Annotated in this window: 28 protein-coding genes; 21 read left to right on the forward strand and 7 right to left on the reverse strand. The window is 67.9% G+C overall.

Going from position 1 to position 26,123, the window contains the following annotated elements; genetic code table 11:
- Positions 1-233: 233 nt before the first annotated feature.
- The gene (locus ACLBWH_RS08250; protein WP_447798105.1) at positions 234-530 is read right to left on the reverse strand and encodes a hypothetical protein; all 297 of its coding nucleotides are present in this window, start codon (positions 528-530) and stop codon (positions 234-236) included.
- A gap of 200 nt (positions 531-730) precedes the next feature.
- Between ACLBWH_RS08250 and ACLBWH_RS08255 the strand changes: the two genes are divergently transcribed.
- The 10 genes from ACLBWH_RS08255 to tatC all read left to right on the forward strand — a co-directional run bounded on the left by ACLBWH_RS08255 (position 731) and on the right by tatC (position 10,233).
- The gene (locus ACLBWH_RS08255; RefSeq protein WP_447798107.1) at positions 731-2,218 is read left to right on the forward strand and encodes a DUF1800 domain-containing protein; all 1,488 of its coding nucleotides are present in this window, start codon (positions 731-733) and stop codon (positions 2,216-2,218) included.
- Between the two features lie 4 nt (positions 2,219-2,222).
- Complete coding sequence (locus ACLBWH_RS08260; RefSeq protein ID WP_447798109.1) at positions 2,223-3,371, forward strand: DUF1501 domain-containing protein; 1,149 nt, start codon at positions 2,223-2,225, stop codon at positions 3,369-3,371.
- Between the two features lie 390 nt (positions 3,372-3,761).
- Positions 3,762-5,486 carry an arginine--tRNA ligase gene (gene argS, locus ACLBWH_RS08265; RefSeq protein WP_447798111.1) on the forward strand — a complete coding sequence of 575 codons (1,725 nt, stop codon included), beginning with the start codon at positions 3,762-3,764 and terminating at the stop codon, positions 5,484-5,486.
- On the forward strand, positions 5,486-6,202 hold the full coding sequence (locus tag ACLBWH_RS08270; RefSeq protein WP_447798114.1) for an SPOR domain-containing protein: 717 nt from the start codon (positions 5,486-5,488) through the stop codon (positions 6,200-6,202). Before argS ends, ACLBWH_RS08270 begins: the two co-directional genes overlap by 1 nt.
- A gap of 248 nt (positions 6,203-6,450) precedes the next feature.
- On the forward strand, positions 6,451-7,452 hold the full coding sequence (locus tag ACLBWH_RS08275; protein WP_447798116.1) for a glycoside hydrolase family 3 N-terminal domain-containing protein: 1,002 nt from the start codon (positions 6,451-6,453) through the stop codon (positions 7,450-7,452).
- Positions 7,452-8,177 carry a segregation and condensation protein A gene (locus ACLBWH_RS08280; RefSeq protein ID WP_447798118.1) on the forward strand — a complete coding sequence of 242 codons (726 nt, stop codon included), beginning with the start codon at positions 7,452-7,454 and terminating at the stop codon, positions 8,175-8,177. Before ACLBWH_RS08275 ends, ACLBWH_RS08280 begins: the two co-directional genes overlap by 1 nt.
- Positions 8,174-8,752 carry an SMC-Scp complex subunit ScpB gene (scpB, locus tag ACLBWH_RS08285; RefSeq protein ID WP_447798120.1) on the forward strand — a complete coding sequence of 193 codons (579 nt, stop codon included), beginning with the start codon at positions 8,174-8,176 and terminating at the stop codon, positions 8,750-8,752. The genes ACLBWH_RS08280 and scpB overlap by 4 nt, the downstream gene beginning before the upstream one ends.
- A gap of 27 nt (positions 8,753-8,779) precedes the next feature.
- Positions 8,780-9,019, forward strand: a complete 240-nt coding sequence (locus ACLBWH_RS08290) for a twin-arginine translocase TatA/TatE family subunit (RefSeq protein ID WP_038662123.1) — start codon at positions 8,780-8,782, stop codon at positions 9,017-9,019.
- A gap of 27 nt (positions 9,020-9,046) precedes the next feature.
- Entirely contained in the window at positions 9,047-9,451 is a 405-nt protein-coding gene (gene tatB, locus ACLBWH_RS08295; protein WP_447798123.1) for a Sec-independent protein translocase protein TatB, read from the forward strand.
- Complete coding sequence (gene tatC / locus ACLBWH_RS08300) at positions 9,448-10,233, forward strand: twin-arginine translocase subunit TatC (protein ID WP_447798124.1); 786 nt, start codon at positions 9,448-9,450, stop codon at positions 10,231-10,233. Before tatB ends, tatC begins: the two co-directional genes overlap by 4 nt.
- A gap of 408 nt (positions 10,234-10,641) precedes the next feature.
- Here tatC and ACLBWH_RS08305 read toward each other — a convergent pair whose 3' ends face one another.
- The 3 genes from ACLBWH_RS08305 to ACLBWH_RS08315 all read right to left on the reverse strand — a co-directional run bounded on the left by ACLBWH_RS08305 (position 10,642) and on the right by ACLBWH_RS08315 (position 12,811).
- Positions 10,642-10,776 (reverse strand): entericidin A/B family lipoprotein, encoded by a 135-nt coding sequence (locus ACLBWH_RS08305; RefSeq protein WP_038662115.1) that lies wholly within the window; start codon positions 10,774-10,776, stop codon positions 10,642-10,644.
- Positions 10,777-11,039: 263 nt separating this feature from the next.
- A complete protein-coding gene (locus tag ACLBWH_RS08310; protein ID WP_322848921.1) occupies positions 11,040-12,587 on the reverse strand; it encodes a sensor histidine kinase in 1,548 nt (515 codons plus the stop codon).
- A gap of 53 nt (positions 12,588-12,640) precedes the next feature.
- Positions 12,641-12,811, reverse strand: coding sequence for a NepR family anti-sigma factor (locus tag ACLBWH_RS08315; protein WP_169742539.1), 171 nt, complete (start codon positions 12,809-12,811; stop codon positions 12,641-12,643).
- A gap of 270 nt (positions 12,812-13,081) precedes the next feature.
- Between ACLBWH_RS08315 and ACLBWH_RS08320 the strand changes: the two genes are divergently transcribed.
- From ACLBWH_RS08320 to queE, 9 genes are all read left to right on the forward strand, one after another.
- Complete coding sequence (locus ACLBWH_RS08320; protein ID WP_038662110.1) at positions 13,082-13,891, forward strand: response regulator; 810 nt, start codon at positions 13,082-13,084, stop codon at positions 13,889-13,891.
- A 121-nt stretch (positions 13,892-14,012) separates the two neighbouring features.
- Entirely contained in the window at positions 14,013-14,150 is a 138-nt protein-coding gene (locus ACLBWH_RS08325) for a hypothetical protein (protein WP_038662107.1), read from the forward strand.
- Between the two features lie 94 nt (positions 14,151-14,244).
- Positions 14,245-14,898, forward strand: coding sequence for a sigma-70 family RNA polymerase sigma factor (locus tag ACLBWH_RS08330; protein WP_038662104.1), 654 nt, complete (start codon positions 14,245-14,247; stop codon positions 14,896-14,898).
- Between the two features lie 155 nt (positions 14,899-15,053).
- Positions 15,054-17,543 (forward strand): TonB-dependent receptor, encoded by a 2,490-nt coding sequence (locus ACLBWH_RS08335; protein WP_447798127.1) that lies wholly within the window; start codon positions 15,054-15,056, stop codon positions 17,541-17,543.
- Positions 17,544-17,643: 100 nt separating this feature from the next.
- A complete protein-coding gene (locus ACLBWH_RS08340) occupies positions 17,644-18,840 on the forward strand; it encodes an acetylornithine transaminase (protein WP_447798129.1) in 1,197 nt (398 codons plus the stop codon).
- 143 nt (positions 18,841-18,983) lie between these two features.
- Positions 18,984-19,901 (forward strand): ornithine carbamoyltransferase, encoded by a 918-nt coding sequence (gene argF / locus ACLBWH_RS08345; protein WP_322848924.1) that lies wholly within the window; start codon positions 18,984-18,986, stop codon positions 19,899-19,901.
- A gap of 73 nt (positions 19,902-19,974) precedes the next feature.
- Positions 19,975-20,883, forward strand: coding sequence for an Hsp33 family molecular chaperone HslO (gene hslO / locus ACLBWH_RS08350; RefSeq protein WP_447798130.1), 909 nt, complete (start codon positions 19,975-19,977; stop codon positions 20,881-20,883).
- 185 nt (positions 20,884-21,068) lie between these two features.
- Complete coding sequence (gene queC / locus ACLBWH_RS08355; RefSeq protein WP_447798213.1) at positions 21,069-21,758, forward strand: 7-cyano-7-deazaguanine synthase QueC; 690 nt, start codon at positions 21,069-21,071, stop codon at positions 21,756-21,758.
- Positions 21,759-21,762: 4 nt separating this feature from the next.
- On the forward strand, positions 21,763-22,395 hold the full coding sequence (gene queE, locus ACLBWH_RS08360) for a 7-carboxy-7-deazaguanine synthase (protein ID WP_447798132.1): 633 nt from the start codon (positions 21,763-21,765) through the stop codon (positions 22,393-22,395).
- 53 nt (positions 22,396-22,448) lie between these two features.
- On the opposite strand, the gene ACLBWH_RS08365 is transcribed toward queE, so the two are convergent.
- The 3 genes from ACLBWH_RS08365 to lipB all read right to left on the reverse strand — a co-directional run bounded on the left by ACLBWH_RS08365 (position 22,449) and on the right by lipB (position 24,420).
- Complete coding sequence (locus ACLBWH_RS08365; protein WP_447798134.1) at positions 22,449-23,204, reverse strand: hypothetical protein; 756 nt, start codon at positions 23,202-23,204, stop codon at positions 22,449-22,451.
- A 186-nt stretch (positions 23,205-23,390) separates the two neighbouring features.
- A complete protein-coding gene (locus tag ACLBWH_RS08370) occupies positions 23,391-23,654 on the reverse strand; it encodes a hypothetical protein (protein ID WP_037532936.1) in 264 nt (87 codons plus the stop codon).
- A gap of 115 nt (positions 23,655-23,769) precedes the next feature.
- Positions 23,770-24,420, reverse strand: coding sequence for a lipoyl(octanoyl) transferase LipB (gene lipB, locus ACLBWH_RS08375; RefSeq protein WP_322848928.1), 651 nt, complete (start codon positions 24,418-24,420; stop codon positions 23,770-23,772).
- 102 nt (positions 24,421-24,522) lie between these two features.
- On the opposite strand from lipB, the gene ACLBWH_RS08380 reads away from it, so the two are divergent.
- Both ACLBWH_RS08380 and ACLBWH_RS08385 read left to right on the forward strand, forming a co-directional pair.
- A complete protein-coding gene (locus ACLBWH_RS08380) occupies positions 24,523-25,368 on the forward strand; it encodes a hypothetical protein (RefSeq protein WP_447798136.1) in 846 nt (281 codons plus the stop codon).
- The gene (locus ACLBWH_RS08385) at positions 25,365-26,117 is read left to right on the forward strand and encodes a hypothetical protein (RefSeq protein WP_447798138.1); all 753 of its coding nucleotides are present in this window, start codon (positions 25,365-25,367) and stop codon (positions 26,115-26,117) included. Before ACLBWH_RS08380 ends, ACLBWH_RS08385 begins: the two co-directional genes overlap by 4 nt.
- The last annotated feature ends 6 nt before the right edge of the window (positions 26,118-26,123 follow it).

The raw sequence follows: 26,123 nt of genomic DNA on the forward strand, positions 1-26,123 counted from the left end.
GGAAGCGCATTCCCTCCCGGGACAAGCCGGCACCCAAGTAACGCCCACCAGTGCTCCTGCGAAGGCAGGAGCCCAGGGTTCCGAATGCCGTAAACCGTTGCTCTGCTTGGCCCTCGCTTCCTGCTTCCGCAGGAACACTGCTGGGCTTGCGCGGCGTGGTCGACCTTCGCGAAGGCTGTGCAGCAATCCGGGAACGGCGGGCAGGGTAACCCCGCCCGCCGCCCGCCCGATACTTACCGCGACGCCAGCCGCGTCGGGCTCACCGCGCCGCGCGCATCGGCGGTGCGGAACGACACCGGCACGCCGTTGGCGGCACCGGTCACGTGGCTGCCGCGCACGACGAAGCGGAAGCTTTCGCCGCCCGGAAGGCGACGGCCGCGGATCACGTGGCGGTCCGTCGACACGTCGGTCGCGGTGTAGACGTAGGTGCTCCCCTCGTGCTGGAACGTCCGTTCGCCATCGCGCGCCACCGCGCCGGTCGAGACGAGGGTGGCCGCCGCGACGGCCAGTAGGACAACAGTCTTGCGCATGATCGCCTCCCGCAGAGTGTATCGCGCTCGATCAGGTCCCCTCCGAACTTTCTGAGCCTTCCTATATTGCAGTGCAGCAAGCCGCTCAAATGCAAATCCACAATGGACCGATTGTGCTGCACGCAATCGATACGCCGCAACTGGCATAGTTCTGCGACATTTCGGACCTATCCTGCGCGTCCGGGAGCGAGGAGCATCGCATGTCTGAAGCGGCCATCGCATTGAATAGGTTCGGTTTAGGTGCCCGTGCGGACGAGTCGCCGCCGGCCGACCCGCGCAACTGGCTAACGACGCAGATCGCCGCCTACCAGACGACCCCCGCACCGGTCGCCGCCGCGCCGACCAGTGCCAAGGTCGCCGCCGACCTCGCCGCTTATCAGGCGGCGCAACGCCAGATCCGCCAGACGCCGCCCCCGACCCCGGCCACGCCACCGATGGCCACCCCGCCGATGGCCACCCAGCCGATGACCGCGCCGCCGCCGACACCGGCCGCTGCCCCGCAACGCGACGCCAAGCAGCTGGCGCGCGACACCGCCCAGCATGCAGCGCAACAGGATTACGCGGATCTGGTCGGCGCGCGCACCGCCGTGGCGATCGCCACGCCGACGCCCTTCGCCGAGCGGCTCGTCTGGTTCTGGTCGAATCACTTCGCCGTCTCGGCCGACAAGCTCGAACTCACCGGCCTGTCGGGCACGCTGGAGATGGAGGCGATCCGCCCCCATGTCATGGGCCGTTTCGCCGACATGCTGTTCGCGGTCGAGCGCCATCCGGCGATGCTGCTCTATCTCGACCAGGCGGTATCGGTCGGTCCCGACAGTCCGGTCGGCGCGAGGGCCGCCGCGCGCGGCCAGCGCAAGGTCGGGCTCAACGAAAATCTCGCGCGCGAGATCATGGAGCTGCACACGCTCGGCGTCCGCACCGGCTACACCCAGGCCGACGTCACCGAATTCGCCCGCGCGATGACCGGCTGGACGGTCGGCGTGATCGGCGGCGGCCCGGCCGCGCGCTTCGTCGCCGACCGGCCGCCGGGCAGCTTCGCCTTCGTGCCCGACATCCACCAGCCCGGCGCGCGCACGATCCTCGGCAAGACCTATCCGGCGGGCGAGGAGGGGCAGGCCCGCGCCGCGCTCGCCGATTTCGCCGTCCACCCCGCGACCGCGCGCCATATCGCCACCAAGCTCGCCCGCCATTTCGCCGGCGACGCGCCGCCGCCGGCGATGGTCGCGCGGCTGGAAACGGCGTTCCGCCGCTCGAACGGCGATCTGCCCACCGTCTATCGCGCGCTGATCGCCTCGCCCGAGGCGTGGCGGCCGGCGCCGGCCAAGTTCAAGACGCCGTGGGAATGGGCGGTCTCCAGCTACCGCGCGCTCGGCCTCGCCGACGTCAAGCCGCAGGCGGTGCAGGGCCTGCTCAACCAATTGGGCCAGCCGGTGTGGAAGCCCGGCCAGCCCATCGGTTACGACGACACCGCGCCGAGCTGGGCCGGTCCCGATGCGGTGATGCGCCGCGTCGAGGCGGCGGAGCGCTTCGCCGCGCGCTCCGGCGCGACGATCGACGCGCGTGCGCTCGCGCCGCGGCTGTTCCCCGATGCGGTCTCGCCCGCGACGACGCAGGCGCTCGCCCGCGCCGAAAGTCCCGGGCAGGCGCTCTCGCTCCTGCTCGTCTCACCCGAAATGATGCGGAGGTAAGATCATGGATCGTCGCTCCTTCCTCGCCGCCGGCGGCCTCGGCCTGCTCGGCAGTTTCGCGCCGCGCATGGCCTTCGCCAAGGCGGCGACCGCCAAGCGCTTCGTCTTCATCATCCAGCGTGGTGCGGCGGACGGGCTCGGCACGATCGGCGCGGTCGGCGATCCCGCCTTCGTCGGCGCGCGCGGCGACCTCGCCGCGGACCTGACCGCGGGCACGAAGCTCGATGCGATGTTCGCGCTCCATCCGGCGATGGCCAACGCCGCCGCGCTTTATGGCAAGGGGCAGGCGCTGTTCGCGCATGCGATCGCCTCGCCCTATCGCGATCGCTCGCATTTCGACGGCCAGAACGTGCTCGAAACCGGCGGCATCGGCGCGTACCAGCTCAAGGACGGCTGGATGAACCGCCTGCTCGGCGTCGTTCCCACCGACGATGCGAAGGCGATCGCGATCGCCGCCACCGTGCCGATGGCCTTGCGCGGCCGCCGCGAGGTGGCGAGCTACGCGCCCTCGTCGCTACCCGATGCGTCGGACGACCTGCTCGCTCGGGTAACGCAGCTTTATCAAGGCGATGCGCAGCTCCACGGGCTGTGGAACGAGGCGATGCAGACGCGCCAGCTGACCGGCGACCTCACCCGCGACAACGGCCGCAACGCCGCCGCGACCGGTGCGCTGGCGGCGCGGCTGCTCGCGCCGGCGAACGGCGCGCGCATCGCGACGATCGAGACCGGCGGCTGGGACACGCATGCCGGCCAGCGCGGCCGCCTCGCGACGCAGCTCAAGGGCCTCGATGCGATGCTCGGCGCGCTCCAGGCGGGGCTCGGCCCGGTGTGGGACGATACTTTGGTGCTGGTCGCCACCGAATTCGGCCGCACCGTCGCGATCAACGGCACCGGCGGTACCGATCACGGCACCGGCACCGCGGCGATGCTGTTCGGGGGCGCGGTCCGCGGCGGCCGCGTCCTCGCCGACTGGCCCGGTCTCGCCCCCGCCAGCCTCTACGAGGCGCGCGACCTCAAGCCGACGACGCCGCTCGACGCCTTCATCGGCGGCGCGGTCGCCGACCATTTCGCGGTCGAGCCGCCCCGCGCGATGGCCGCGCTGTTCCCGGCGAGCGCGAAGACGGCGGCGATCGAGGGATTGCTGCGGGTGTGAGAGGCCGGCTGTCCTACACGCATTCCCTTTGCTAGATTAGCATCGACGCTCGTTTAAAGTCCTCCCCCGCCAGGGGGAGGTGGCGCGGCGAAGCCGTGACGGAGGGGGAGGTAAGCGATGTCTTCGGTTGCCGTATCCTCCCACTCCGTCAGGCCTTCGGCCTGCCACCTCCCCCTGGCGGGGGAGGAATGCTCTATAACCCTGAACGTCGGTCTCGCCTCGACGTGGCGCATCGACCGATCAGTGCAGAAACGGAAACGATCACCCCCGATCGTTTCCATTAAGGTGTCCATCTTGTCCATGTCGTCCAACACGCCATGGTGCAGCGCAGCTATTTGTACCCACCCCGCTTGTGAGCTAGAGCAGGGGACTTTCGCCGAACGGACGCTCATGACGCTTTATACCCGCTTCGCCGCGCATGTCGCCGCGGCTCTCGACACGCTGACCGCGGCCGGCACGCTGCCGGCCGACCTCGACCGCAAGAACGTGACCGTCGAGCCGCCGCGCGACGTCACCCATGGCGATCTCGCCACCAACGCCGCGATGGTCCTCGCCAAGCCCGCCAAGCTCAACCCGCGGGCGCTCGGCGAGGCGCTCGCCGCCGAACTCGCCAGGCTCGACGACGTTGCCGAGGCGAGCGTCGCCGGCCCCGGCTTCATCAACCTGCGTCTCACCGATGCCGCATGGCGCGACGAACTCGCGCAAATCCAGGCGGCGGGCGACGATTACGGCCGCTCGACGCTGGGGCAGGGGGTGAGCGTCAACGTCGAATACGTCTCCGCCAACCCGACCGGCCCGATGCACATGGGCCATTGCCGCGGCGCCGTCGTCGGCGATGCGCTCGCCGCGTTGCTCGAATTCGCCGGCCACAAGGTCATCCGCGAATATTACGTCAACGACGCCGGCGGTCAGGTCGACGTGCTCGCCCGCTCCGCGCACCTGCGCTACCGCGAGGCGCTCGGCGAGACGATCGCGATCCCCGAGGGGCTCTACCCCGGCGACTATCTCGTCCCCGTCGGGCAGGAGCTCGCCGCCGAATTCGGCGACCGCTACGTCGATGCGCCGGAAGCCGAATGGCTGGCGCTGTTCCGCACCCGCGCGGTCGCGGCGATGCTGGTGATGATCCGCGCGGATCTCGCGCTGCTCGGCATCCACCACGACCTGTTCTCGTCCGAGGCGGAGTTGCAGGCCGCCGGCAAGCCCGAGGCGGCCGAGGCGGAGCTGCGGTCGCGCGGCCTCGTCTACGACGGCGTGCTCGAAGCGCCCAAGGGCGAGACACCCGAGGATTGGGAACCGGTCGAGCTGCCGCTGTTCCGCTCGACCCAGTTCGGCGACGATCAGGATCGGCCGATCAAGAAGTCGAACGGCCAATGGACCTATTTCGGCGCCGACCTCGCCTATCATTTCCAGAAGAGCCAGTCCGCCGATCAGCTCATCGACATCTGGGGCGCCGACCATGCCGGCACCGTCAAGCGCATCCAGGCCGCGGTCGCCGCGCTGACCGGCGGCAAGACGCGCTTCGACGTCAAGCTCGTCCAGATGGTACGGCTGCTGCGCGGCGGCGAGCCCGTCAAGATGTCGAAGCGCGCCGGCAATTTCGTCACGCTCGCCGACGTGGTGCGCGAGGTCGGCAAGGACGTCGTCCGCTTCACGATGCTGACCCGTCGCTCCGACGCGCAGATGGACTTCGACTTCGCCAAGGTGGTCGAGGCGTCGAAGGACAATCCGGTCTTCTACGTCCAGTATGCGCACGCCCGCGTCGCCTCGCTGCACCGCCGCGCCGAGGAGGCGGGGATCAACGCGCGTACCGCCGATCTGTCCCGGCTTGATACGGAGGAGCTGGCGCTGGTGAAGCTCGCCGCGCAATTCCCACGCATCGTCGAGACCGCCGCAACGGCGCGCGAGCCGCATAGAATTGCGTTCTATCTGTATGACTTAGCTGCCGCTTTCCACGCCTTGTGGAACGTCGGCAACGACCGGCCCGACCGTCGCTTCCTGGTGGTCGACGATCATGATGCCACCGCGGCGCGTCTGTTCTTGGCGACGGCGATCGCACAGATTATCCGTAACGGGCTGAGCATCATGGGTGTGGTCGCGGTTTCGGAGATGAAGTGATGGGGGACGGACTGGATCTGCGCGACGAGGATCGCCTGCCGTGGCTCGAAACCGTCGAGCCCGACGAGGAACAGGGTGCGCCGATCGGCAAGACGATCGCGCTGGTCGTCGTCGGGCTCGCCGTGCTCGCGCTCATCATCTTCGGCATCTACAAGCTGCAGACCCGCGCCACCGCGGACGGCCAGCTGATCGCGGCGCAGGACGGTGACTACAAGGTCAAGCCCGACGAACCCGGCGGACTCAAGGTCAAGGGCGAGGGCGATGCCGCGATCGCGACCAGCGCGGGCAAGGCGGGCTACGGCTCGATCGACCTTAACGCGGTGCCGGAAAAGCCGATCGACGGCCATCGCGTCACGCCGACCGCCAAGACCGCAGGCCCCGGCGGCAGCAACGCGGTCGCGCAGGTGCCCGCATCGAGCGGCAAGCTCGTCGCCGCGGAGCCGGTCAGCGTCCAGCGCAAGCCGGCGGCGACCGGCGCCAGCGGCTCGCTGGTCCAGCTCGGCGCCTATCCCAGCGAGGCGCTGGCGAACAGCGCATGGGACGGTTTCTCCAAGCGGTTCAGCTATCTGGCACCGCTCGGCAAGTCGGTGCAATCGGTCGCCACCGGCGGCCGCACCCTCTACCGCCTGCGCGTCAACGCCGGCAGCGCCAACCAGGCCGCCGACATCTGCGGCCGCCTGCGCGTCGCGGGCGAAAGCTGCTTCGTCGCAAGCTGAGGGGGCCTAAAGTCCTCCCTCGCGTCAGCGGGGGAGGGGGACCGCGGCCGCAGGCCGTGGTGGAGGGGGCGCTTCCGCAGACGACACGGTTCGCCGCATCCTCCCCCTCCGTCACCGCTTCGCGGCGCCACCTCCCCCTGGCGGGGGAGGACTTAGCAACCAGCTTTGAACGCCACTCCTCCCCCTGGCGGGGGACGACTGAGGCCCCGACCCTCGCATCTTGCGCACACCCGCGCTAACCGTGGCGCATGAAGCCCGTCATCTTCGGCATCGCCGGTCTCGCCCTCACCCCCGACGAACGCGCCTTCTTCGCCGAGGCGGAGCCCGCCGGCTATATCCTCTTCAAGCGCAACATCCGCGACCGCGAACAGGTCCGCGCCCTCACCGATGCGCTCCGCGATCTCTCCGGCCGCGCCGACCTGCCGATCCTGATCGACCAGGAGGGCGGTCGCGTCGCGCGCATGGGGCCGCCCGAATGGCCCGCCTTTCCCGGCGGCCCCGCCTTCGCCGCGCTCTACGAGACCGCGCCGATGTCGGCGATCCAGGCGATGCGCGCCAATGGCCAGGCGCTCGGCCTGTTGCTTGCCGAGGTGGGCATCAGCGTCGATTGTGCCCCGATTATCGATGTCGCGCAGCCCGACACGACCGAGGCGATCACCTGCCGCGCTTATGGTGCCGAGCCGATGCAGGTCGCCGCGCTCGGCCGCGCGATGCTGGAGGGGCTGGCGGCCGGCGGCGTCGTCGGCGTCGTCAAGCACATGCCCGGCCACGGCCGCGCGCGGGTCGACAGCCACCATCTCCTGCCCACCGTCACTGCCGACGCGGCGGCGCTGGAGGTCGACCTGGAACCGTTCCGCACGTTGGCGCAGGCGCCGATGGGCATGACCTCGCACATCGTCTTCGAGGCCTGGGACCGCGACCGCCCGGCGACGTTGTCGCCGATCGTCATCGAACAGGTGATCCGCGGCGCGATCGGCTTCGACGGACTGCTGATGACCGACGACATCGACATGAAGGCGCTGTCCGGCACCGCCGGCGAGAAAGCGGCGGGTGCAATCGCCGCCGGTTGCGACGTCGTCCTCGATTGCTGGGCGCGGATGGACGAGATGGTCGAGATCGCCGGCCGGCTCGGCCCGATCGGCGATGCCGCCCGCGCGCGCCTCGATCGCGCGATGGCGAGCGTCGGCGCGCCCGAGGGCGACATCGACGCATTGATCGCGCAACGCGACGCCTTTCTCGCCCTGGTCTGATGGCCGAACCCGAACAGCTCACGCTCGATCTGGAGGGGTGGGAGGGGCCGCTCGACCTGCTGCTGACGCTGGCGCGCGCGCAGAAGGTCGATCTGCGCAAACTGTCGATCCTCGCGCTGGTCGAGCAATATCTGCGCTACATCCAGCAGCGGCAGACGCTGCAACTGGAAGTCGCCGCCGACTATCTCGTGATGGCGGCATGGCTCGCCTATCTCAAATCGGCGCTGCTGCTGCCGCGCGATCCCGAGCAGGAGCCGGACCCCGAGGAGCTGGCGCTGCGGCTGCAACTGCGCCTCGAACGGCTCGCCGCGATGCGCGAGGCGGGCGCGCGACTGATGGCGCGCGACCGGCTGGGCCGCGACGTCTTCCTGCGGCCCGCGCCGGAGGGGCTGCGGACGATCCGCCACGCCCGGTGGCAGGCGGATATCTACGACCTCATCGCCGCCTACGGCCGGGTCAGCGCGCGCACCCGCCCGGTGATGCACGTCGTCGCCGATCGCGAGGTGATGACGCTGGAGGCGGCGCTGGAGCGCGTCTCGCGGCTGGTCGGCGTGCACCTCGACTGGGCGACGCTGGAGAGCTTCCTGCCCGACGGGTCCGGCCGGCTGCGCAAGTCGGCGCTTGCCTCGTCCTTCCTCGCCGCGCTCGAACTCGCCAAACAGGGCAGGGTGGAACTGCGCCAATCGGCGCCATTCGCCCCGCTCTACGTCAGGGCAATGCGATGACGCCCCCCGACGATGCGGTGCGCGCGGTCGAGGCGCTGCTGTTCGCCGCGGCCGAGCCGCTCGGCGTCGATTCGATCCGCGCCTATGTCGGCGACGTCGACGTGCGGGCGGCGCTCGCCCGGCTCGAACGCGATTATGCCGGCCGCGGCATCGCCTTGGTCCGCCGCGGCGACCGCTGGCATTTCGAGACCGCGCCCGATCTCGCGCATCTGCTCCGCCGCGATCGCGAGGAGACGCGCCGGCTGAGCCGCGCCGGTATCGAGACGCTGGCGATCATCGCCTATCACGAGCCCGTCACCCGCGCCGAGATCGAGGCGATCCGCGGCGTCGCGACCGCCAAGGGCACGCTCGACGTCCTGCTGGAGGCAGGCTGGGTCCGCCCGGCGGGGCGGCGAGAGCTGCCGGGCCGCCCGCTGCTCTATGCGACCACGCCGGGCTTCCTCGATCATTTCGGACTGGCCAGCCGCCGCGATCTGCCCGGTATCGACGACCTGCGCGCCGCCGGCCTGCTCGATCCGCTCGACCTTGCGCTCGAGGAAGCATTGGAGGTGGCAAAGGACGCCGATAGCGATTAGATAAGAGGACATTCTAGGAGATACGCCATGGGCAGCTTCAGCCCGATCCATCTGCTCGTTCTTGCCGTCGTCGCAATTCTGCTGCTCGGCGGCGGCCGATTCTCCAACCTGATGGGCGATGTCGCCAAGGGTGTGAAGAACTTCAAGAAGGGCATGGCAGAGCACGACGACGACGTCCCCGCCAAGCCGGCGCCGCGCATCGAAGCACAGAAGGCCGCCGAGCCTGCATTCGATCGTGACGGCGAGCGCGTCCGCGACGACCGTTAAGTCCGCGATACAGAGCGACCGCACCCGATGTTTGGTGTAGATTCGTCCGAATTCCTGCTCATCGCCGTCGTCGCGCTGGTGGTCATCGGACCCAGAGACCTGCCGAAGGCGATGCGCGTCGTCGGCTATTGGGTCGGCAAGGCGCGGGGCGTCAGCCGCTCGTTCCGGCAGGGCTTCGACAACATGGTGCGCGAGGCCGAACTGGAAGAGATGGAAAAACGCTGGGCTGCGGAGAATGCGCGGATCATGGCTGAACATCCCGCCAGCTCCGATGCCGAATCGCAGGCGGCGGCGGAACCCGTCGCGCCTGCCTCCCCCGATGCCGATCGCCCTCCGCATGACGCGGATGTGCCGGTGATGGTCGAAAAGCCCGTCGTCACCGCCGCGCCCGAACACGCGCCCGCGCCGCGCCCCGACAGCGCCCCGTCATGAGCGACCTCGACATCGAAGACGAGATCGACGCCAGCCGTGCGCCGTTGCTCGATCATCTGATCGAACTGCGCCGTCGGCTGCTTTATTGCATCGCGGCGATCGTCATCGCCTTCGGCGTCAGTTATTATTTCGCCGAAAACATCTTCGCCTTCCTCGTCCAGCCGCTGCTCCATGCCGGGCAGAAGACGGTGATCTACACGCAATTGTTCGAGGCGTTCCTTGTCAAGGTGAAGGTCGCCTTCTTCGCGGCGATGATGATCTCGTTCCCGGTCATTGCCAACCAGCTGTGGCAGTTCGTCGCACCCGGCCTGTATCGCAAGGAGAAGCGCGCCCTGCTGCCCTTCATCCTCGCGACGCCCCTGCTCTTCATCTGCGGCGCGGCGCTCGCTTATTATATGGCGATCCCGATGGCGCTGCATTTCCTGCTGGGCTTCCAGGGCAATATCGGTGGCGTGAAGCAGGAGGCGCTGCCGGCGATCGGCAATTACCTGTCGATCGTCATGCAATTCCTGTTCGCCTTCGGCCTCGCCTTCCTGCTGCCGGTGCTGCTGATGCTGCTCGAACGGGCCGGGATCGTCACCCGCAAGCAGCTGATCGGCGCGCGGCGCTATGCGATCGTCGGTGCGACCGCGCTCGCGGCGGTGCTGACCCCGCCCGATCTGATGAGCCAGGTGCTGCTCGCCGTGCCGCTGATCCTGCTCTACGAAGTCGCGATCATCGGCATCTGGTTCACCGAGCGCAAGCGGCTGAAGGTCGCCGGCACCGACGTCGTCGAGGCGTAATCTCCGCCGACGTTCCGGCGAGCTGGGCGATTGCGTATGACCGGTAGGGATGTTGCAACGGCATCTCTATCCCACGTCATGCCGGATTTGATCCGGCATCCCGCTTCTTCGCACCGTCGGAAGAAGCGGGACCCCGGCGCATGGCCGGGGTGACGAAGTGGATCTGGGAAACGATAGACTCACACCGACGTTCATAAGTGGTCGTACCCCGGCCTCCGCCGGGGTACATCGAGGGTCTTGGTGCGGTCTCGCCCGTCCCGCGCTCCGCAGATCTGTGGGAGGTGATGAGCCTCAAGTCTATATCCTCGCCGCAGGATCGAACCCAGGCCGAAAAACGACGCGTACCCGACACGAAAAAGCCCCCGCCCGAAGGAGCGGAGGCTTTTCCTTGCCACGTGAGGTGGAAGCTTACTTGGCGTCGTCGGCGGTCTTGGCGACCGTGCTGCCGGCCGACTTCACGTCCTTGCCGACGCCTTCGACCGTGTTGCATGCGCTGACCATGAGCGCACCCGCGACGACGACCAATCCGAGAACCTTACGCATAGAACCTCCTGGGCTTGAATAGCGCTAGGGGAATGATCGGGCAGCGTATTCGTTCCGGCACCGGAACTCTCGATCTGCCACGATCCGATCATGCGGACATGATAAGGCCCGGAAACATTCACCGGGGGGGGAGGGTGAGCGTTTCCGGGCCTATGTCGTGGACCGCGAGAGCGGGGGGGCATAATGTCGCGATCCGTATTGCATAACCCGGCCTGGAAACGTTGGTTCCCTGCGAAAACGGCGGGGCTTCAAATTATTTTCGGTCAGTCGCGTCCGAGCACGGCGATCGCGATTTCATAGGCCCCGGTCATCGGATCGTGATGGAGCGGCGCGCGCAACTGGCGCGACAGGCCCTCGATGACGCGGCCGTAGCGGGTCGACAGCAACGTCTCGAGCGTCTCGCTGGCGACGAAGGCGCGCGAGACGACGCGCAGCTTCGCCTTGGCATCGTCGTCGCCCGGTTTCACCGCGACGCGGATCTGCGCGGCGCGATCGCAATTCATCGCCAGTTCGATCGTCTCGGTGACGAGAAACGCGACCGCGACCGCGACGTCCTGATTGACGAGATAGGGATCGACGTCGAGCGCGATGGACAGGCTGGTCGCGCCCTCCGGCGCGGTGGCGCGGATGTTCGATGCCAGCTCGCCGATCACCGCCCGCAGGTTGAGCCCGCGATTGTCCTCCATCTCGGCGAAATGGTTGCGGTGGACGACGGCGAGCGCGTCGACGCGCCGCTGGATCGAGGCATAGGCCGCGGTCGCATCGGGGCTGGGCGCGCCGCGCGCGTGGAAGTTGATCAGGCTGGAGATGACCTGGAGGTTGTTCTTGACGCGATGGTGGACCTCGCGCGTCAATTTGGTCTGGCGCACCACCGCCTCGGCGAGTCCGGCCTCGTGCAGCGCGACGGTGCGGCTGATCGCGCGGAAGGTGTCGCCGAGCTCGCGGATCTCCTGCGCCGGCAACGGCCCGAGCTGGCCCGGATCGATCACTTCGCCCGGCGTGTAGGACGCGACGCTGGCACGCAGCAGCCGCAGCGGGCGGATCAGCAGCCGGTCGACGATGAACCACGCCAATCCCGCCGCCGCCGCCCACATCAGCAGCGGCAGCATCAGCGCGACGAGGAAGGACGAGGTGATCGGCGCACTGCGCGTGCTCGTCCGCAGCGTCAGGCCGCCGAGACCGAGATCGGTCTCGACGGTTTCGACGCGGTCGAGCGGGCCGAGGTCGGGGATGTTGGCCAGCTCCAGCGACGTGTCGTCATGGACCAGCGCGCTGGCGAGCGGCACGGCGCGGCTGGTCGGCGTGGCGAGCCGGGCGAGGAAGGGGCGGGGGAAGAAGACGCGCGCGCTCGGACCGCGGCGGGGGCCGGCGACCGACAGGATCAGGCCTTTGTCGGGGACGATCGCGGCGCCGACCGCGGTGCTGGTGTCGATCGAGACGTTGCTGTCGAGCGCCTCGCCGCACAACAGGCGGCCGTTGCGGTCGACGATCGAGAAGCGCGTGCCCGTCGTCGCCTGCTGCGCGAACACGCCTTGCGCGCGCGCGCAGCTCGGCGCGTCGCCGGCATCGGCCTGGAGCGCGTTCACCGCGACGCGCAGCGCGGTCATGTCGCCGATCAGTTCGATGGCGATGCTGCGCGCGCTCTCGTTGGCGGCGATGCGCAGTCGCGCCCGCGCCTCGGCATCTGCGGTCCGGCCTGTCTGCAACGTCGCCCCGATCGCGATCAGTGCGAGGATGAGCAACGCGATGCTGAGCGTGATGAACAGCTTGGCACCCGTCGGCAAACGCGAGAGCGCCGACACCGGGGCCATCGCCGCGCGTCGTGTGGAAGATGCCGCAGCGAAGGGTGTGGCCATGCCCTCTGCTAGGCGAGCTTGTTAAGCAGGTCGAGCATTTCGTCGGGAACGCTTTCATCAATCGTCCGCTGGTACGCGGAGCGGAGCGCCGCGCCCATGTCGCGATCCTTGCTCTGGACCTTGGCAGGAGACTTTTTGGAAGACGTTTTCGTGTCCTTGTCGCTGGGCAGTTCCAACATGTCCCCCTGGGTGACCCGGTCCTACCGGGCAATCGACGCACAATGAATGATAGCCGCAAAACAGGAGCGGCTGACCCATTCGATCGGCGATGAAACCAAATTAGCCTTCGATGGTTCCATCGTCGCGCGAAATTTCCACGGGTCCGCGGGCCGGTCGGGTTCTTCGACAAACATCGTTGCAAAGCGGCGGGCGCCCGCACAGATCAGGCACCCGTTCGATATTTCAGGTCCCGGACCTCCGGGCAGTTCTTCAGGGAGTGATCACCACCCATGTCGCTTGGACAGCAACTCGCACCGCATCTTCCCTTCCTGCGGCGCTATGGCCGGGCCCTGACCGGCAGCCAGCAGCAGGGCGACAAATACGTCCGCGCCACGCTGGAGGCGATCGTCGCCGCGCCCGATCAATTCCCGCGCGACGTCGATCCGCGCCTCGGCCTGTACCGTATGTTCCAGGGCATCTGGGCCTCGGCCAATGCCGATGGCGAGGAGCAGACCTCGCAGAGCGACGCCGAGGGGACCGAGGCGGTCGCCCGTGCGCGCCTCGCCCGCATGACTCCGCTGTCGCGTCAGGCGCTGCTGCTGACCGCGATGGAAGGCTTCACCCCCGAGGACGCCGCCTATCTGATCGAGGTCGACACCAGCGAGGTCGAGACGCTGGTCGCCGAGGCGCTGGCCGAGATCGAGAAGCAGACGCGGGCGCGCGTGCTGATCATCGAGGACGAGCCGATCATCGCGATGGATATCGAGACGATCGTCCGCGATCTCGGCCATGAGGTGACCGGCGTCGCCGTGACCCGCGACGAGGCGGTGGCGCTGGCGATGGAGGATCGCCCCGGCCTGGTGCTCGCCGACATCCAGCTCGCCGACGACAGTTCCGGGATCGATGCGGTCAAGGACATCCTCGCCGAATTCGAAGTGCCGGTGATCTTCATCACCGCCTTCCCGGAGCGTCTGCTCACCGGCGAGCGCCCCGAGCCGACCTTCCTGATCACCAAGCCGTTCCAGCGGTCGACGGTGAAGGCCGCGATTAGCCAGGCGCTGTTCTTCGACCAGGCGACGATCCCCAACGCACTGGCGTGACGACGGGTCGACGCGCCGTTTCCATCCGGAACGGCGCGTCGGCATCGCCAGACGATCGCCGATCTGCGGCAGGGTTGCAGAAAGTTACGGACCCAAAACGGATGTCGTGTGTTTGACGTCCATGGCTGATCCGAACGAACCCGTCCATGTCACCACCACCGAGGCGCGGGCGGGCGCGACCCCGGGCGTCACCCGATACGTTCTGGGTGTGTCGCTCGTGCTGGTCATCGCGATCTTCGCCTTTCTGATTCTGCGATAATTCGACTCAGCCCGTCTCACTGGCATTTGCCGGCGCGGACCCTTATCTTGCTGCCCGAGGCGGCAACGATGTCCCCGGCTTTGAACGGAATTGCATGACCCAGCCTGCTACGCGTGATGACGATTACGAAGACGACGACGCTCCCGTAGCGCCGGTCGAGCACGTTGCTCTGTCCGACCCCGAATTCAAGAAACAGCTCGCGCAGGTCATTCCGCACCTGCGCGCCTTCGGCCGGTCGCTGTCCGGCAGTCGTGATCTCGCCGACGATCTCGTCCAGGAGACGTTGCTCAAGGCTTGGGCGGCGCGCCAGCGGTTCCAGGCCGGCACCAATATGCGCGCCTGGACCTTCATCATCCTGCGTAACCTCTATCTGTCGCAGATGCGCCGCGCGCGCTTCAAGGGCGAATGGGACGATCTGGTCGCCGACCGTATCCTCGCCGCGCCCGCGAGCCAGGACCGCCACGTCGAGCTGGGCGACATGCAGCGGGCGCTGCTGCACCTGCCGCAGCCGCAGCGCGAGGCGCTGATCCTCGTCGGCGCGGGCGGTTTCGCTTACGAAGAGGCGGCGGAAATCTGTCAGGTGGCAGTCGGCACGATCAAGAGCCGCGTCGCACGCGGCCGCGTCGCGCTCGAGACGATCCTCACCGAAGGCTCGCTGCCGTCGCGCCGTGAGCATGAGACGGACGTCAACAAGACCGCGCTCGACACGATCATGGGCGAAGTCGACGAACTCAGCCGCGGTCACTGACCCCCGGCGCGCCGATCTCCACCTTCTTTTAAGCTATTGTACGGCCTCGCGTTTAACGCGGGGCCGTTTGTCATTGATCTGCAACCGGACAGTCACCGGCGTGACGCGTAAAGCGACCACCGCGCCCTTAGGCCAACGAGCCAAAGGGAAATTTCATGACACTCCGTTCGATGTTGCTGACCGGCGCGACCGCGCTCGCTTTATGTGCCGGCCACGCTGCCGCCGCGCAGACCGTCACCCCCGCGGCGGCGCTTGCCCGCGAGGACGGCGGCAGTGCCGCGCCGGCGCAGACGGTCGCCACCGACGAGGCGTCCGACGACGAGATCGTCGTCCGCGGCACCGCGACGCGATCGGTGACGCAGATCTCCGGCAACGAAATCCAGAAGATCCTGCCCGGCCTAAGCCCGCTGAAGGCATTGCAAACCCTGCCCGGCGTCACCTTCCTCACCGCCGATCCCTGGGGCAACAACGAACAGAACATCTCGCTGTTCATCCACGGCTTCAACGCGCAGCAGCTTGGCTATACGCTGGACGGCGTGCCGCTCGGCGATCAGCAATACGGCAATTACAACGGCTTGAGCCCGCAGCGCGCGATCATCTCCGAAGATGTCGGCCGCGTCGTGCTCGCCTCGGGCGCGGGCGATCTCGGCACCGCCTCGACCAGCAACCTCGGCGGCGCGATCGACACCTTCTCCAGCGATCCGCGCGACCGCTTCGGCGTCACGCTGCAACAGGTGGTCGGCAGCTACGACACCTCGCGCACCTATGGCCGGATCGACAGCGGCGATATCGGCGACGGTACGCGCCTCTACGTCTCGGGCGTGCGTCACGATGCCCGCGCCTGGGACTTCAACGGCAAGCAGGGCGGCTATCAGGCCGACGGCAAGATCGTCCACGACGATGCCACCGGCAAACTGACCGCCTTCTTCTCCTATTCGGACAAGACCGAGCCGAACGAGGATGCGACCTCGATCGTCGTCCGTCCGGCGACCGCGACCGGCGCGGCGGTCGATAACCGCGGGGTCGCGCCTTATACCCGGCCGTTCTTCTACCCGAATTTCGCCGCCGCCCGCGCTTATTACGGTTCGGCCGAATATGCCGCGGTCAACGCCGCGCCGGGGTCCAATTATCGCAATTACTACAGCGATGCGCAGCGCACCGATTATCTCGGCTACGTCAAATACGACTGGCACGCCGCCCCCGGCCTGACCTGGTCGAACCAGGGCTATTTCCATCATAACGACGGCGTCGGCGTCGTCGCCGGGCCGATCACCGCGGCGGGGCTGCCGCTGCTCTTCTCTTATTATTATCCCGGTGCGGTGGGCAGCAGCCCGAATTCGGCGACCAATCTGGCGCGGCTCAGCACGATCTTCGGCGGTTCGGGGCTGGCGACGCGCACCACCGAATATCGCATCGACCGCGTCGGCGCGATCTCGACGCTGGTCGGCGAGATCGGCAACCACCGGGTCGAGATCGGCGGCTGGTACGAGCATCAGAGCTCGTCCGCCTATCGCCGCTGGTATGCGCTCGACGTCAACAACCCGTCCTCGCCCTACACGCGCCCGCTCGATCAGGCTCAGCCGCTGATCACCCAATATGGCAGCGAGATCCGCGTCGAGGAAATCCAGACGCACATTCAGGATGCGTGGCAGATCGTGCCGAGCGTCACCCTGCAGGCGGGGTTCAAGAGCACCTTCCAGAAGGCGCGGCAGACGATGCCGGTCCAGCCGATCCCCGGCTCCTTCACCGGTTCGCGCGAATTCCCGGTCGGCAAGCTCAACACCAACAAGATATTCCTGCCGCAGGTCGGCGGGTTGTGGGACGTCACCGGCCACGAACAATTGTTCTTCAACGTTCAGCAGAACATCCGCCAGTTCCAGACCAGCGCCGCCGCCGGCCTCTCGCCGTTCGCGCTCGGCAGCCAGACGCTGTTCGAATTCTTCAAGGACAATACCAAGCCCGAGACGAGCTGGACCTATGAAGCGGGCGCCCGCACCCGCCGCACGCTCGACGCCGGTCCGCTGACCGACTTCGAAGGGCAGATCAGTTACTATCACGTCGATTTCAGCAACCGCCTGCTCGCGGTGAGCCCGACCGCGACGATCACCGCGATCCAGAGCGGCGCGCCGATCATCAACAACGTCGGCAGCGTGAAGACCGACGGCGTCGACATCGCCGGCACGTTCCGCTTCGGCGACGTCTTCTCGCTGTACGATGCGCTCTCGTACAACAATTCGCGTTACAGCGACGATTATCTGACCGGCGCGGGCGCCGCGCAGGCTACCGTCGCGACCGCGGGCAAGAAGGTGCCGGGTTCGCCCGACTGGCTCAACAAGACGGTGGCGACGCTGCGCACCGATGGCGTCGAGGTGCAGTTGATCGGCGACTATATCGGTCGTCGCTACGCCACCTATACCAACGATCTCAGTGTGAAGGGCTATCTCCAACTGTCGGGGCGGATCGGCTTCGACATGCCGCTCGGTGGGCAGGGGATCGCCAAGAAGCTGGGGGTCAGCCTCAACGTCACCAACCTGACCAACAAGCGCGCGGAATCGACGCTCAGCATCGGCGCGGCGTCCGGCACCTACAATTTCTTCCCGGTCGCACCGCGCCAGGTGTTCGCGACGATCAGTGCCGGATTCTGATCGGTGGCGGTGTTGACCCGGCACCGCGCCGACAGGTAGAGAGGGAACGGGCGGTCCGTGCAGGGCCGCCCTTTCTCGTTTCGAGATGAGGAGATGCCCCGTGACCATTACCGCCCTGATGCCCGTCTATCCGCGGTGCGGGGTGCGTCCGGTCCGAGGCGAGGGCTGTTATCTCATCAGTGAGGACGGCAGCCGCTATCTCGACATGGCCGCCGGCATCGCCGTGAACGCGCTCGGCCACGGCCATCCGCATCTGGTCAAGACGATCGCCGATCAGGCCGCGACGCTGATGCACGTCAGCAACCTCTACGGTTCGCCGCAGGGCGAGGCGCTGGCCGAGCGGATCGTCGCCAACAGCTTCGCCGACACGGTGTTCTTCACCAATTCGGGCACCGAGGCGGTCGAATGCGCGATCAAGACCGCGCGCCGCTTCCATTATGCCGCCGGCAATCCGCAGCGCACCAAGATCATCACCTTCAACAACGCCTTCCACGGGCGGACGATGGGGGCGATCTCGGCGACCAACCAGCCCAAGATGCGCGATGGCTTCGAGCCCTTGCTGCCCGGTTTCGCTTATGCGCCGTTCAACGATCTCGACGCCGCGCTGGCGCTGATCGACGACACGACCGCGGGCTTCATGGTCGAGACGATCCAGGGCGAAGGCGGCGTGTCGGTCGGTACGCCCGAATTCATCACCGGCCTGCGCAAGGCGTGCGACGAGCACGGCCTGCTGCTGATCCTCGACGAGGTCCAGTGCGGCTATGGCCGGACCGGCAAGATGTGGGCGTACGAGCATTATGGCATCGAGCCCGACATCATGACGGTCGCCAAGGGTATCGGCGCGGGCTTCCCGCTCGGCGCCTGCCTCGCCACCGAGCGCGCCGCTGGCGGCATGGTGATCGGCACCCACGGTTCGACCTATGGCGGCAATCCGCTGGCGATGGCGGCGGGGCAGGCGGTGCTCGACGTCATGCTCGCCGACGGCTTCCTCGCGCAGGTCGAGACGATGGGCGAGCGGCTGCGCAGCGCGCTCGAACAGCTCATCCCCAACCACGATCACGTCTTCGAAGGCGTGCGGGGCAAGGGGCTGATGCTCGGCCTCAAGCTCAAGGCCGGGGTCGAGCCGCGCGAGTTCGTCGCGCACGCCCGCGACAATCACGGCCTGCTGCTGGTCGCGGCGGGCGAGAACGTCGTCCGCATGCTGCCGCCGCTGGTGATCGAGGACAGCCACGTCACCGAATGTATCGACAAGCTGAGCGCCGCCGCGCGGGTCTTCGTACCGGCCAGCGACGACTGATCTAATCCTCCCCCGCCAGGGGGAGGGGGACCGGCGCAGCCGGTGGAGGGGAAGAACGGCGGGCGGCTCGTTTGGGGAAGCGCGCCCTCCACCACGGCCTGTCGGCCGTGTTCCCTTCCCCCGCTGCGCGAGGGAGGACTATAATGCGCCATTTCCTGAACCTGTCCGATGCCGGCGCCGATGGCGTCGCCGCGATGCTCGCCGATGCGATCGACCGCAAGGCGGCGCGCGCCGGCTTTCCCAAAGGGCGCGCCGATGCCGATGCGCCGCTCGCCGGCCACGTGCTGGCGATGATCTTCGAGAAGAATTCGACGCGCACCCGCGTCAGCTTCGACATGGCGATACGGCAATTGGGCGGCAGCTCGATCGTCATGGATGCCGGCTCGATGCAGCTCGGTCGCGGCGAGAGCATCGCCGACACCGCGCGCGTGCTGTCGGGCTATGTCGATGCGATCATGATCCGCACCGACGATCACGCCAAGGTCGAGGACATGGCCCGCTATGCCAGCGTGCCGGTCATCAACGGCCTGACCGACCGATCGCACCCGTGCCAGATCATGGCCGATCTCCAGACGATCCTGGAGGACGGCAAGGCCTTGCCCGGGCTCAAGCTGGCGTGGCTCGGCGACGGCAACAACGTGCTCGCCTCGCTCATCGAGGCGGCCGGGCTGATGCAGTTCGACGTCACCGCCGCCTGTCCGCAGGGGTTTATGCCGGACGAGGCCGATGTCGCGCGCGGGCAGGGCCGTGCCCGCATCGTCGCCTCGCCGCAGGAGGCGGTCGAGGGTGCCGACGTCATCGTCACCGACACGTGGATTTCGATGGGGCAGGCCCATGCCGACACCAAGCTCGCCGCGATGATGCCCTATCAGGTCGACGCGGCCTTGATGGCGCATGCCAAGCCCGATGCGCGCTTCCTCCACTGCCTGCCCGCCCATCGCGGCGAGGAGGTGGTCGATGCGGTGATCGACGGGCCGCAGTCGCTGATCTGGCAAGAAGCGGAAAACCGCCTCCACGCCCAGAAAGCGGTGCTGCGCTGGGTCTTCGGCCAGATCGGCTGATCCGGGGCGGGCCGAACGGGGAGGAGGGTGTGGCCAACTTGACCCGCCCTCCTCGCCATCCCATTTCCTGCCGATGCAACAATCCCCCATCGATATCGATCGCGCGCTCGGGTTCGCGATTCCCTCCCGCTCGGCGCGCGGACGGGTCGTAAGGCTCGGTCCCGCACTCGACGCCGTCCTCGCATCACATGCCTACCCCCCCCCAATCGAAACCCTCCTCGCCGAGGCGTTGACCCTGGCGGCGTTGATCGGCTCGACGCTTAAGGATGGGGGGGCGCATCTGACCATGCAGACGCGCACCGAGAACGGCGTCGTCCGGCTTCTCGTCTGCGACTATCGGGGCGGGGAATTGCGCGGATATATCGATTTCGACGCGGAGAAGCTCGCCGCGGCGCCGGAGCAGCCGACGCTGTTCGCGCTGTTCGGCCAGGGCTATCTCGCCATCACCTTCGACCTCGCGGCGACCGGCGAGCGCTATCAGGGCATCGTCCCGCTCGACGGCGAGACGCTGGCGGAGGCGGCGCAGAGCTATTTCGTCCAGTCCGAGCAGATCCCCAGCCTCGTCCGCGTCGGCATCGCCCGCGACGGCGGGCGCACGATCGCCGGCGGCCTGTTCCTCCAGCATCTGCCCGAAGGCGAGGTCGGCCGCGAGCGGCTGCACACCCGGCTCGACCATCCCGAATGGGAGCATGTCGAGGCGCTCGGCCAGACGATGGGGACCGACGAACTCGCCGATCCCGCGCTGTCGCTGGAGACGCTGGTCTGGCGCCTGTTCAACGAGGAGCCCGAAGTGCGCGTGCTCGCCTCGACGCCGCTGTCGCGCGGCTGCCGCTGCACCGGCGACTATATCGCGAGCGTGCTGGCCAAATTCTCGCTGGAGGAGCGGCGCGAGATGGCGGACGAACAGGGGTTCATCCAGGTCGATTGCGCGTTCTGCGCGACCAAATTCCCGGTCCCCGCCGAGGCCGATCCGGTTGCCTGAGGGGGTGGCGGCCCGGCGTCTTAATCTCCTTTTAACTCCGGCCGCTTAGCGATGCTGTGTGCCTGTTCATGACCGGCACGCTTTTCTCCCAGAGGAGCGATCGCTTCTCTCTCCTTCAAGGGCCGCCTCACCCGCGGCCCTTTTCTTTTGCGCCGCTTTGGCCTAGCGCCGCGGGGATCATGACCATGCCAATTGAGGCCCCTCTGGCCGTCGTGCTCGTCTCCGGCGGGCTCGATTCGATGATCTCCGCCGCCAGCGCGCGCGAAGCGGGCTATCGCCTGCTCGCGCTGTCGATCGACTATAACCAGCGCCATCGCGTCGAGCTGGCCGCGGCGCGGCGCGTCGCCACGACGCTGGGGGCGGAGCGGCATATCGTGCTGCCGCTCGACCTGTCGGCGTTCGGCGGCTCGGCGCTCACCGCCGATATCGACGTGCCCAAGGACGGCGTCGGCGAGGGGATCCCGGTCACCTATGTGCCGGCGCGCAACACGATCTTCCTCAGCCTCGCGCTCGGCTGGGCGGAGGCGGCGGGATCGCGCGACCTGTTCATCGGCGTCAACGCGCTCGATTATTCCGGCTATCCCGATTGCCGCCCCGAATTCATCCACGCCTTCGAAGGGCTGGCGGAGATCGCCACCAAAGCGGGCGTCGAGGGCGAACCGTTCAAGATCCACGCGCCGTTGCAGCATATGACCAAGGCCGACATCGTCCGCGAGGGCCAGCGGCTGGGCGTCGACATGGGGATCAGCTGGTCGTGCTACGATCCGGCACCGGGCGGGGTGCATTGTGGCACCTGCGACAGTTGCCGGCTGCGCTCCAAGGGATTCGAGGAAGCGGGCATTCCCGATCCGACGGTCTACGCCGTCCGGCCCTGATCGGATGAGCTATGCGGTCAAGGAGATGTTCCTAACCCTGCAGGGTGAGGGCGTGAACGCCGGGCGGCGGGCGGTGTTCGTGCGATTTGCCGGCTGCAACCTGTGGAGCGGACGCGAGCAGGATCGTGCCACGGCGGTGTGCCGGTTCTGCGACACCGATTTCGTCGGGGTCGACGGGCTGGGCGGCGGCAAGTTCGCCGATGCCGCGGGGCTGGCGGCGGCGGTCGCGGGCTTCTGGGGGGAGGAGCGGAGCGAGCGGTTCGTCGTCCTCACCGGGGGCGAGCCGATGTTGCAGATCGACGATGCGCTGGTCGAAGCGCTGCACGACGCCGGTTTCCGCATCGCGATCGAGACCAACGGCACGCTGCCGGTGCATCCGGGGATCGACTGGGTGTGCGTCAGTCCCAAGGCGGGCAGCGTCGTGGTGCAGCGCTCGGGCGACGAGCTGAAGCTCGTCTGGCCGCAGGCGGGGACCGATATCGCCGAGGTCGAGAGCTGGGATTTCGCCAACCGGCTGTTGCAGCCGATGGACGACGCGCGCGGTGTCGCGAATATCGAGGCGGCGATCGCGGTGGTGATGGACCGCCCGCAATGGCGGCTGTCGTTGCAGACGCACAAGCTGCTGGGGCTGCGTTAGCCTTATTCCTGAAGCGTCAAATCCCCCCGGCGCGCGTCCGGGGGGAGTTGCGGTCAACGCTGTGCGGTTTCCGCGGCTGCCGTCACGGTCGGCGCGGTCGCGGCGGCGGGCACCGATGCCGTTCCCGTCGGGCTCGCCGGCGGCCAGGCGAAGACGCCACACTTCTTGGTCACCCATTCGCCCTTCTTGTTCCAGCAGATCGCGTCGAGACGCGGCTGCGAGGCATAATCGCGGCCGAGATAGCGCTGGAAATGCTGCTCGCCATACGGTGTCAGGCTGTTGCGCAGCTCGCGGACGCGATCCATCGCGAACGACCCGAAGCTGCCGCGGGGCACGAAGGTCGCGTCGCGGCCGATGCCGCTCGCCGTCTGGCAGAAGCCGAACTGTGCCGCGACGGTCGCATAGCCCGAATAGGTGCGCGTGCCGAACTGGTCGAGCGCCGCCTGGCCCGCCTTGGGCGCCTTGTTGACGCGCAGGAAATATTTGGTGAGCGTGTCGAACGAGCTCTTCAGCTCGGCCTCGTGATCCTTCAGCACCGCATTGTAATTGGGCACGGTGAGCAACGTCGGTTCGAACTGGCATTGCAGCGCGGCGACGTTGAGCGCCGCACGGACGCTCCACGCCATGGCCGCGCGCAGCTCCGCCTCGGTCGCGCCGGGCAGCGGCTGGCCGAGGCCGTCCTCATGCCCCTTGACCGCCTCGCCGCGGAAATCGTGCGAGCGCAGGTAGAATTGTGCCGACGCGGGCGCCGCCGCCACCAGGCCGATCGCGGCGCCGCCAAGCGCCAGCGCGATACGCAACACGGTCATCTTTCGTCATCCCCACGGAAAGCTATTATCGGGCGATTCTAGACGGTTTCGCGGGCCGACCCAATCCCCGATCGCGCCGTTCCGCGATAAAATCCGATGAAATGCGCCAGAACGTTGGAACCAAAAGAAAAGGCCGCCCGGTTGCCCGGACGGCCGTTTCACCACCGTAATATCCCTGACGGGAGATTACATCGCGTTGGTGGTCATCGTGTCGTTCGACATCATGGTGTCGTTCGACATCATCGTGTCGTTCGCCATCATGCCACCGTTCGACGCGCCGTCGACGGCGGTCATGTTGTCGCTCATGGTGCCCATGTCGTCGGTGGTGTTCATGTCGGTGACCATCGTGTTGTCGGTGGTCGTCTCGGTCTTCGGGCCGCAGGCCGAAACCGCAAGAGCGGCGCCGGCGATCAGCGAGCCGGTCAGGACCTTGGAGATGAGTGCACGCATTGGAAGCTCCCTAGAATAGGATTTGGACGGCTTGCTGGCCCTTTAATACCCAAATCGCAGTGGACATTAATCGCATAACGCCCAGCCCTCAAGCCTCGAATTCCGTCCGGCGCGTTTATGCCGGACAAGACAGGGACGAGAGGAATGCCGGAGCGCTCAACGCCAGAGCATCGTCGAAGGTTGCCAGACGATCGTCATGACCCAGATCAGCCAGGCTGGTGACCGCGAAATCGGGCAGCCCGCACGGCACGATCCCGCCGAAATGACTGAGGTCGGGCGCGACGTTGACCGCCAGGCCGTGCAGCGTGATCCAGCGCCGCACGCGCACGCCGATCGCGCCGATCTTCGCCTCCGGGCCGCCGTCGCGCGTCCAGATGCCGACGCGCCCTTCCGCGCGAAAGGCGGTGACGCCGAGTTCGGCGAGCGCGGCGATCACCCAGCCTTCGACGCCATGGACGAAGCAGCGCACGTCGCGCCCGCGCTTGCCGAGGTCGAGCACCAGATAGACGATGCGCTGGCCCGGCCCGTGGTAGGTGTATTTGCCGCCGCGCCCGGTCGCGACCACGGGAAAGCGCGCGTCGATGAGGTCGCCGGGCGAGGCGCTGGTGCCGGCGGTGTAGATCGGCGGATGTTCGAGCAGCCAGATCAGCTCGCGCGCCTCGCCCGCCAGCACCGCCTCGGCGCGGGCCTCCATCGTCGCCAGCGCTTCGTCATAGGGCGTCAGGCCCGGCGATACCCGCCATTCGATGCCATCGATCTCGGTCATGGCGGTGCATGTGTGCCAGACGCCGGGCGCTTGCAAGTTGGCGAGTGGTCAAGCCGGGGCGCTTGGGCTAACCGATCGCAAACGCGGGCGAAGGGGTGCCGGATGGTCAAGATGGGCAATGTGTGGGACCGCAGCGTCGAGGTGCTGAACGGACGCGGCGGCATGCTCGCCGGGATCGCGGCGCTCACCCTGTTCCTGCCGGCGGTGATCAACGCGGCGTGGACCGCCTTCGCCGCTCCCTCGGCCGCCACCGCGGTGATCGGCATGCTGCTCGTCGTCGCGACCGCCATCGTCGCGGTGTGGGGGCAGCTCGCGGTGATCGCCGCCTCGACCGATCCGGCGACCGACCGCGCGGCGGCGACGCGACAGGCCAGTGCGCGCCTGCCCGCCGCTTTGCTCGTCGCTCTGGTGCTGGCGGTGGTGATGATCGTGGCGTTCCTGCCGTCGATCGCTTTGCTGCTGCGCGCCGGCTTCGACTATCGCTCGCTTGCCGCGGGCACCGCGACGGTCCCGACCGATCCGGGCGCGGCGGGGCTCGCCGGCCTCTATGCGCTGGCGATGGGACTGGCGTTGCTGTTCGTCGGCGCGCGGCTGCTGCCGCTCTACGCGGTGGTGCTGGAGGAGCGGCTGTCCGTCGCGGCGATCGCGCGATGCTGGCGGCTGACCCGCCGTCACACCTGGCGGCTGGTGGGCACGGTGCTGCTGTTCGTCGTCGTGCTGATGATCGCCACCTGGGCGGCGCAATCGGTCAGCGGGCTGATCTTTCGCCTGATCCTCGGCGCCGACGCGCGGGCGACGGTCGAGCTGCTCGCCGCCGCGGTCGCGCAGGCGGTCTCGGCGGCGCTGACGCTGGTGGCGATCGTCTTCTCGGCGCAACTCTATGTCGCGCTGGTCGCCCGCGAGCGGATGCTGCGCGACAAGGCCGCGCGCGGCGAGACCCAGGCGTGAGGCTGACGCTCGCCGCCTTGCTGAGCGATGCCTGGGCGATGTTCCGGCGCGATGCCGACCTGTTGTTGCGGATCGCCGGCCTGTTCTTCTTCGTGCCGACCTATGCGCTGCTGCTGCTCACCGCGCCGCTGCCGATGCCCGACGAGACGATCCTCGATACGCAGGCGCGGGCACAGGCCTGGATGACCGCGCTCGACGGGTGGGTCGGTGATTACGGGCTCGGCTCGGTCGGCGCCTATGCGATCACCTATCTGGGCCTCGCGGTCGTCTTCTGCCTGTTCCTCGATGCCGAGCGGCCGACGCTCGGCGTGGCGATCCAGCGCGCGGCGCGGCGCTTCCCGCGCTTCATCCTGGCGATGGTGGTGGTGTCGGTGCCGGCGGGCGCGGGGATGTACGTGCTGCTGCTGCCCGGCCTGTGGCTGATGAGCCGCTTCATGCTGGCAGGGCCCGTCCTGTTCGCCGAACCGCAGCAGGGTGCGATGCAGGCGATCGGCACGTCGTGGCGGATGACGCGGCGCGGGCAATTGGGGCTGCTCGGCGCGATCGTCACCATCTATCTGGCCGCGATCCTGGCGGGGCAGCCGTTCATGCTGCTGTCGCATTATCTGGGCGGCGAGGGCGGCGGCAATCCGTTCGGCGTCGCGATCGTCGATGCCTTTGCCGCCGGCGTCGCGATGCTGACGCAGCTCGCCGGCGGGCTGGTGGCGATCGTCGCCTATCGCCGGCTGTCGGCGGTGCCGGCGGAATAGGCCGCT

It is taken from the genome of Sphingomonas sp. M6A6_1c (genome assembly GCF_053345135.1).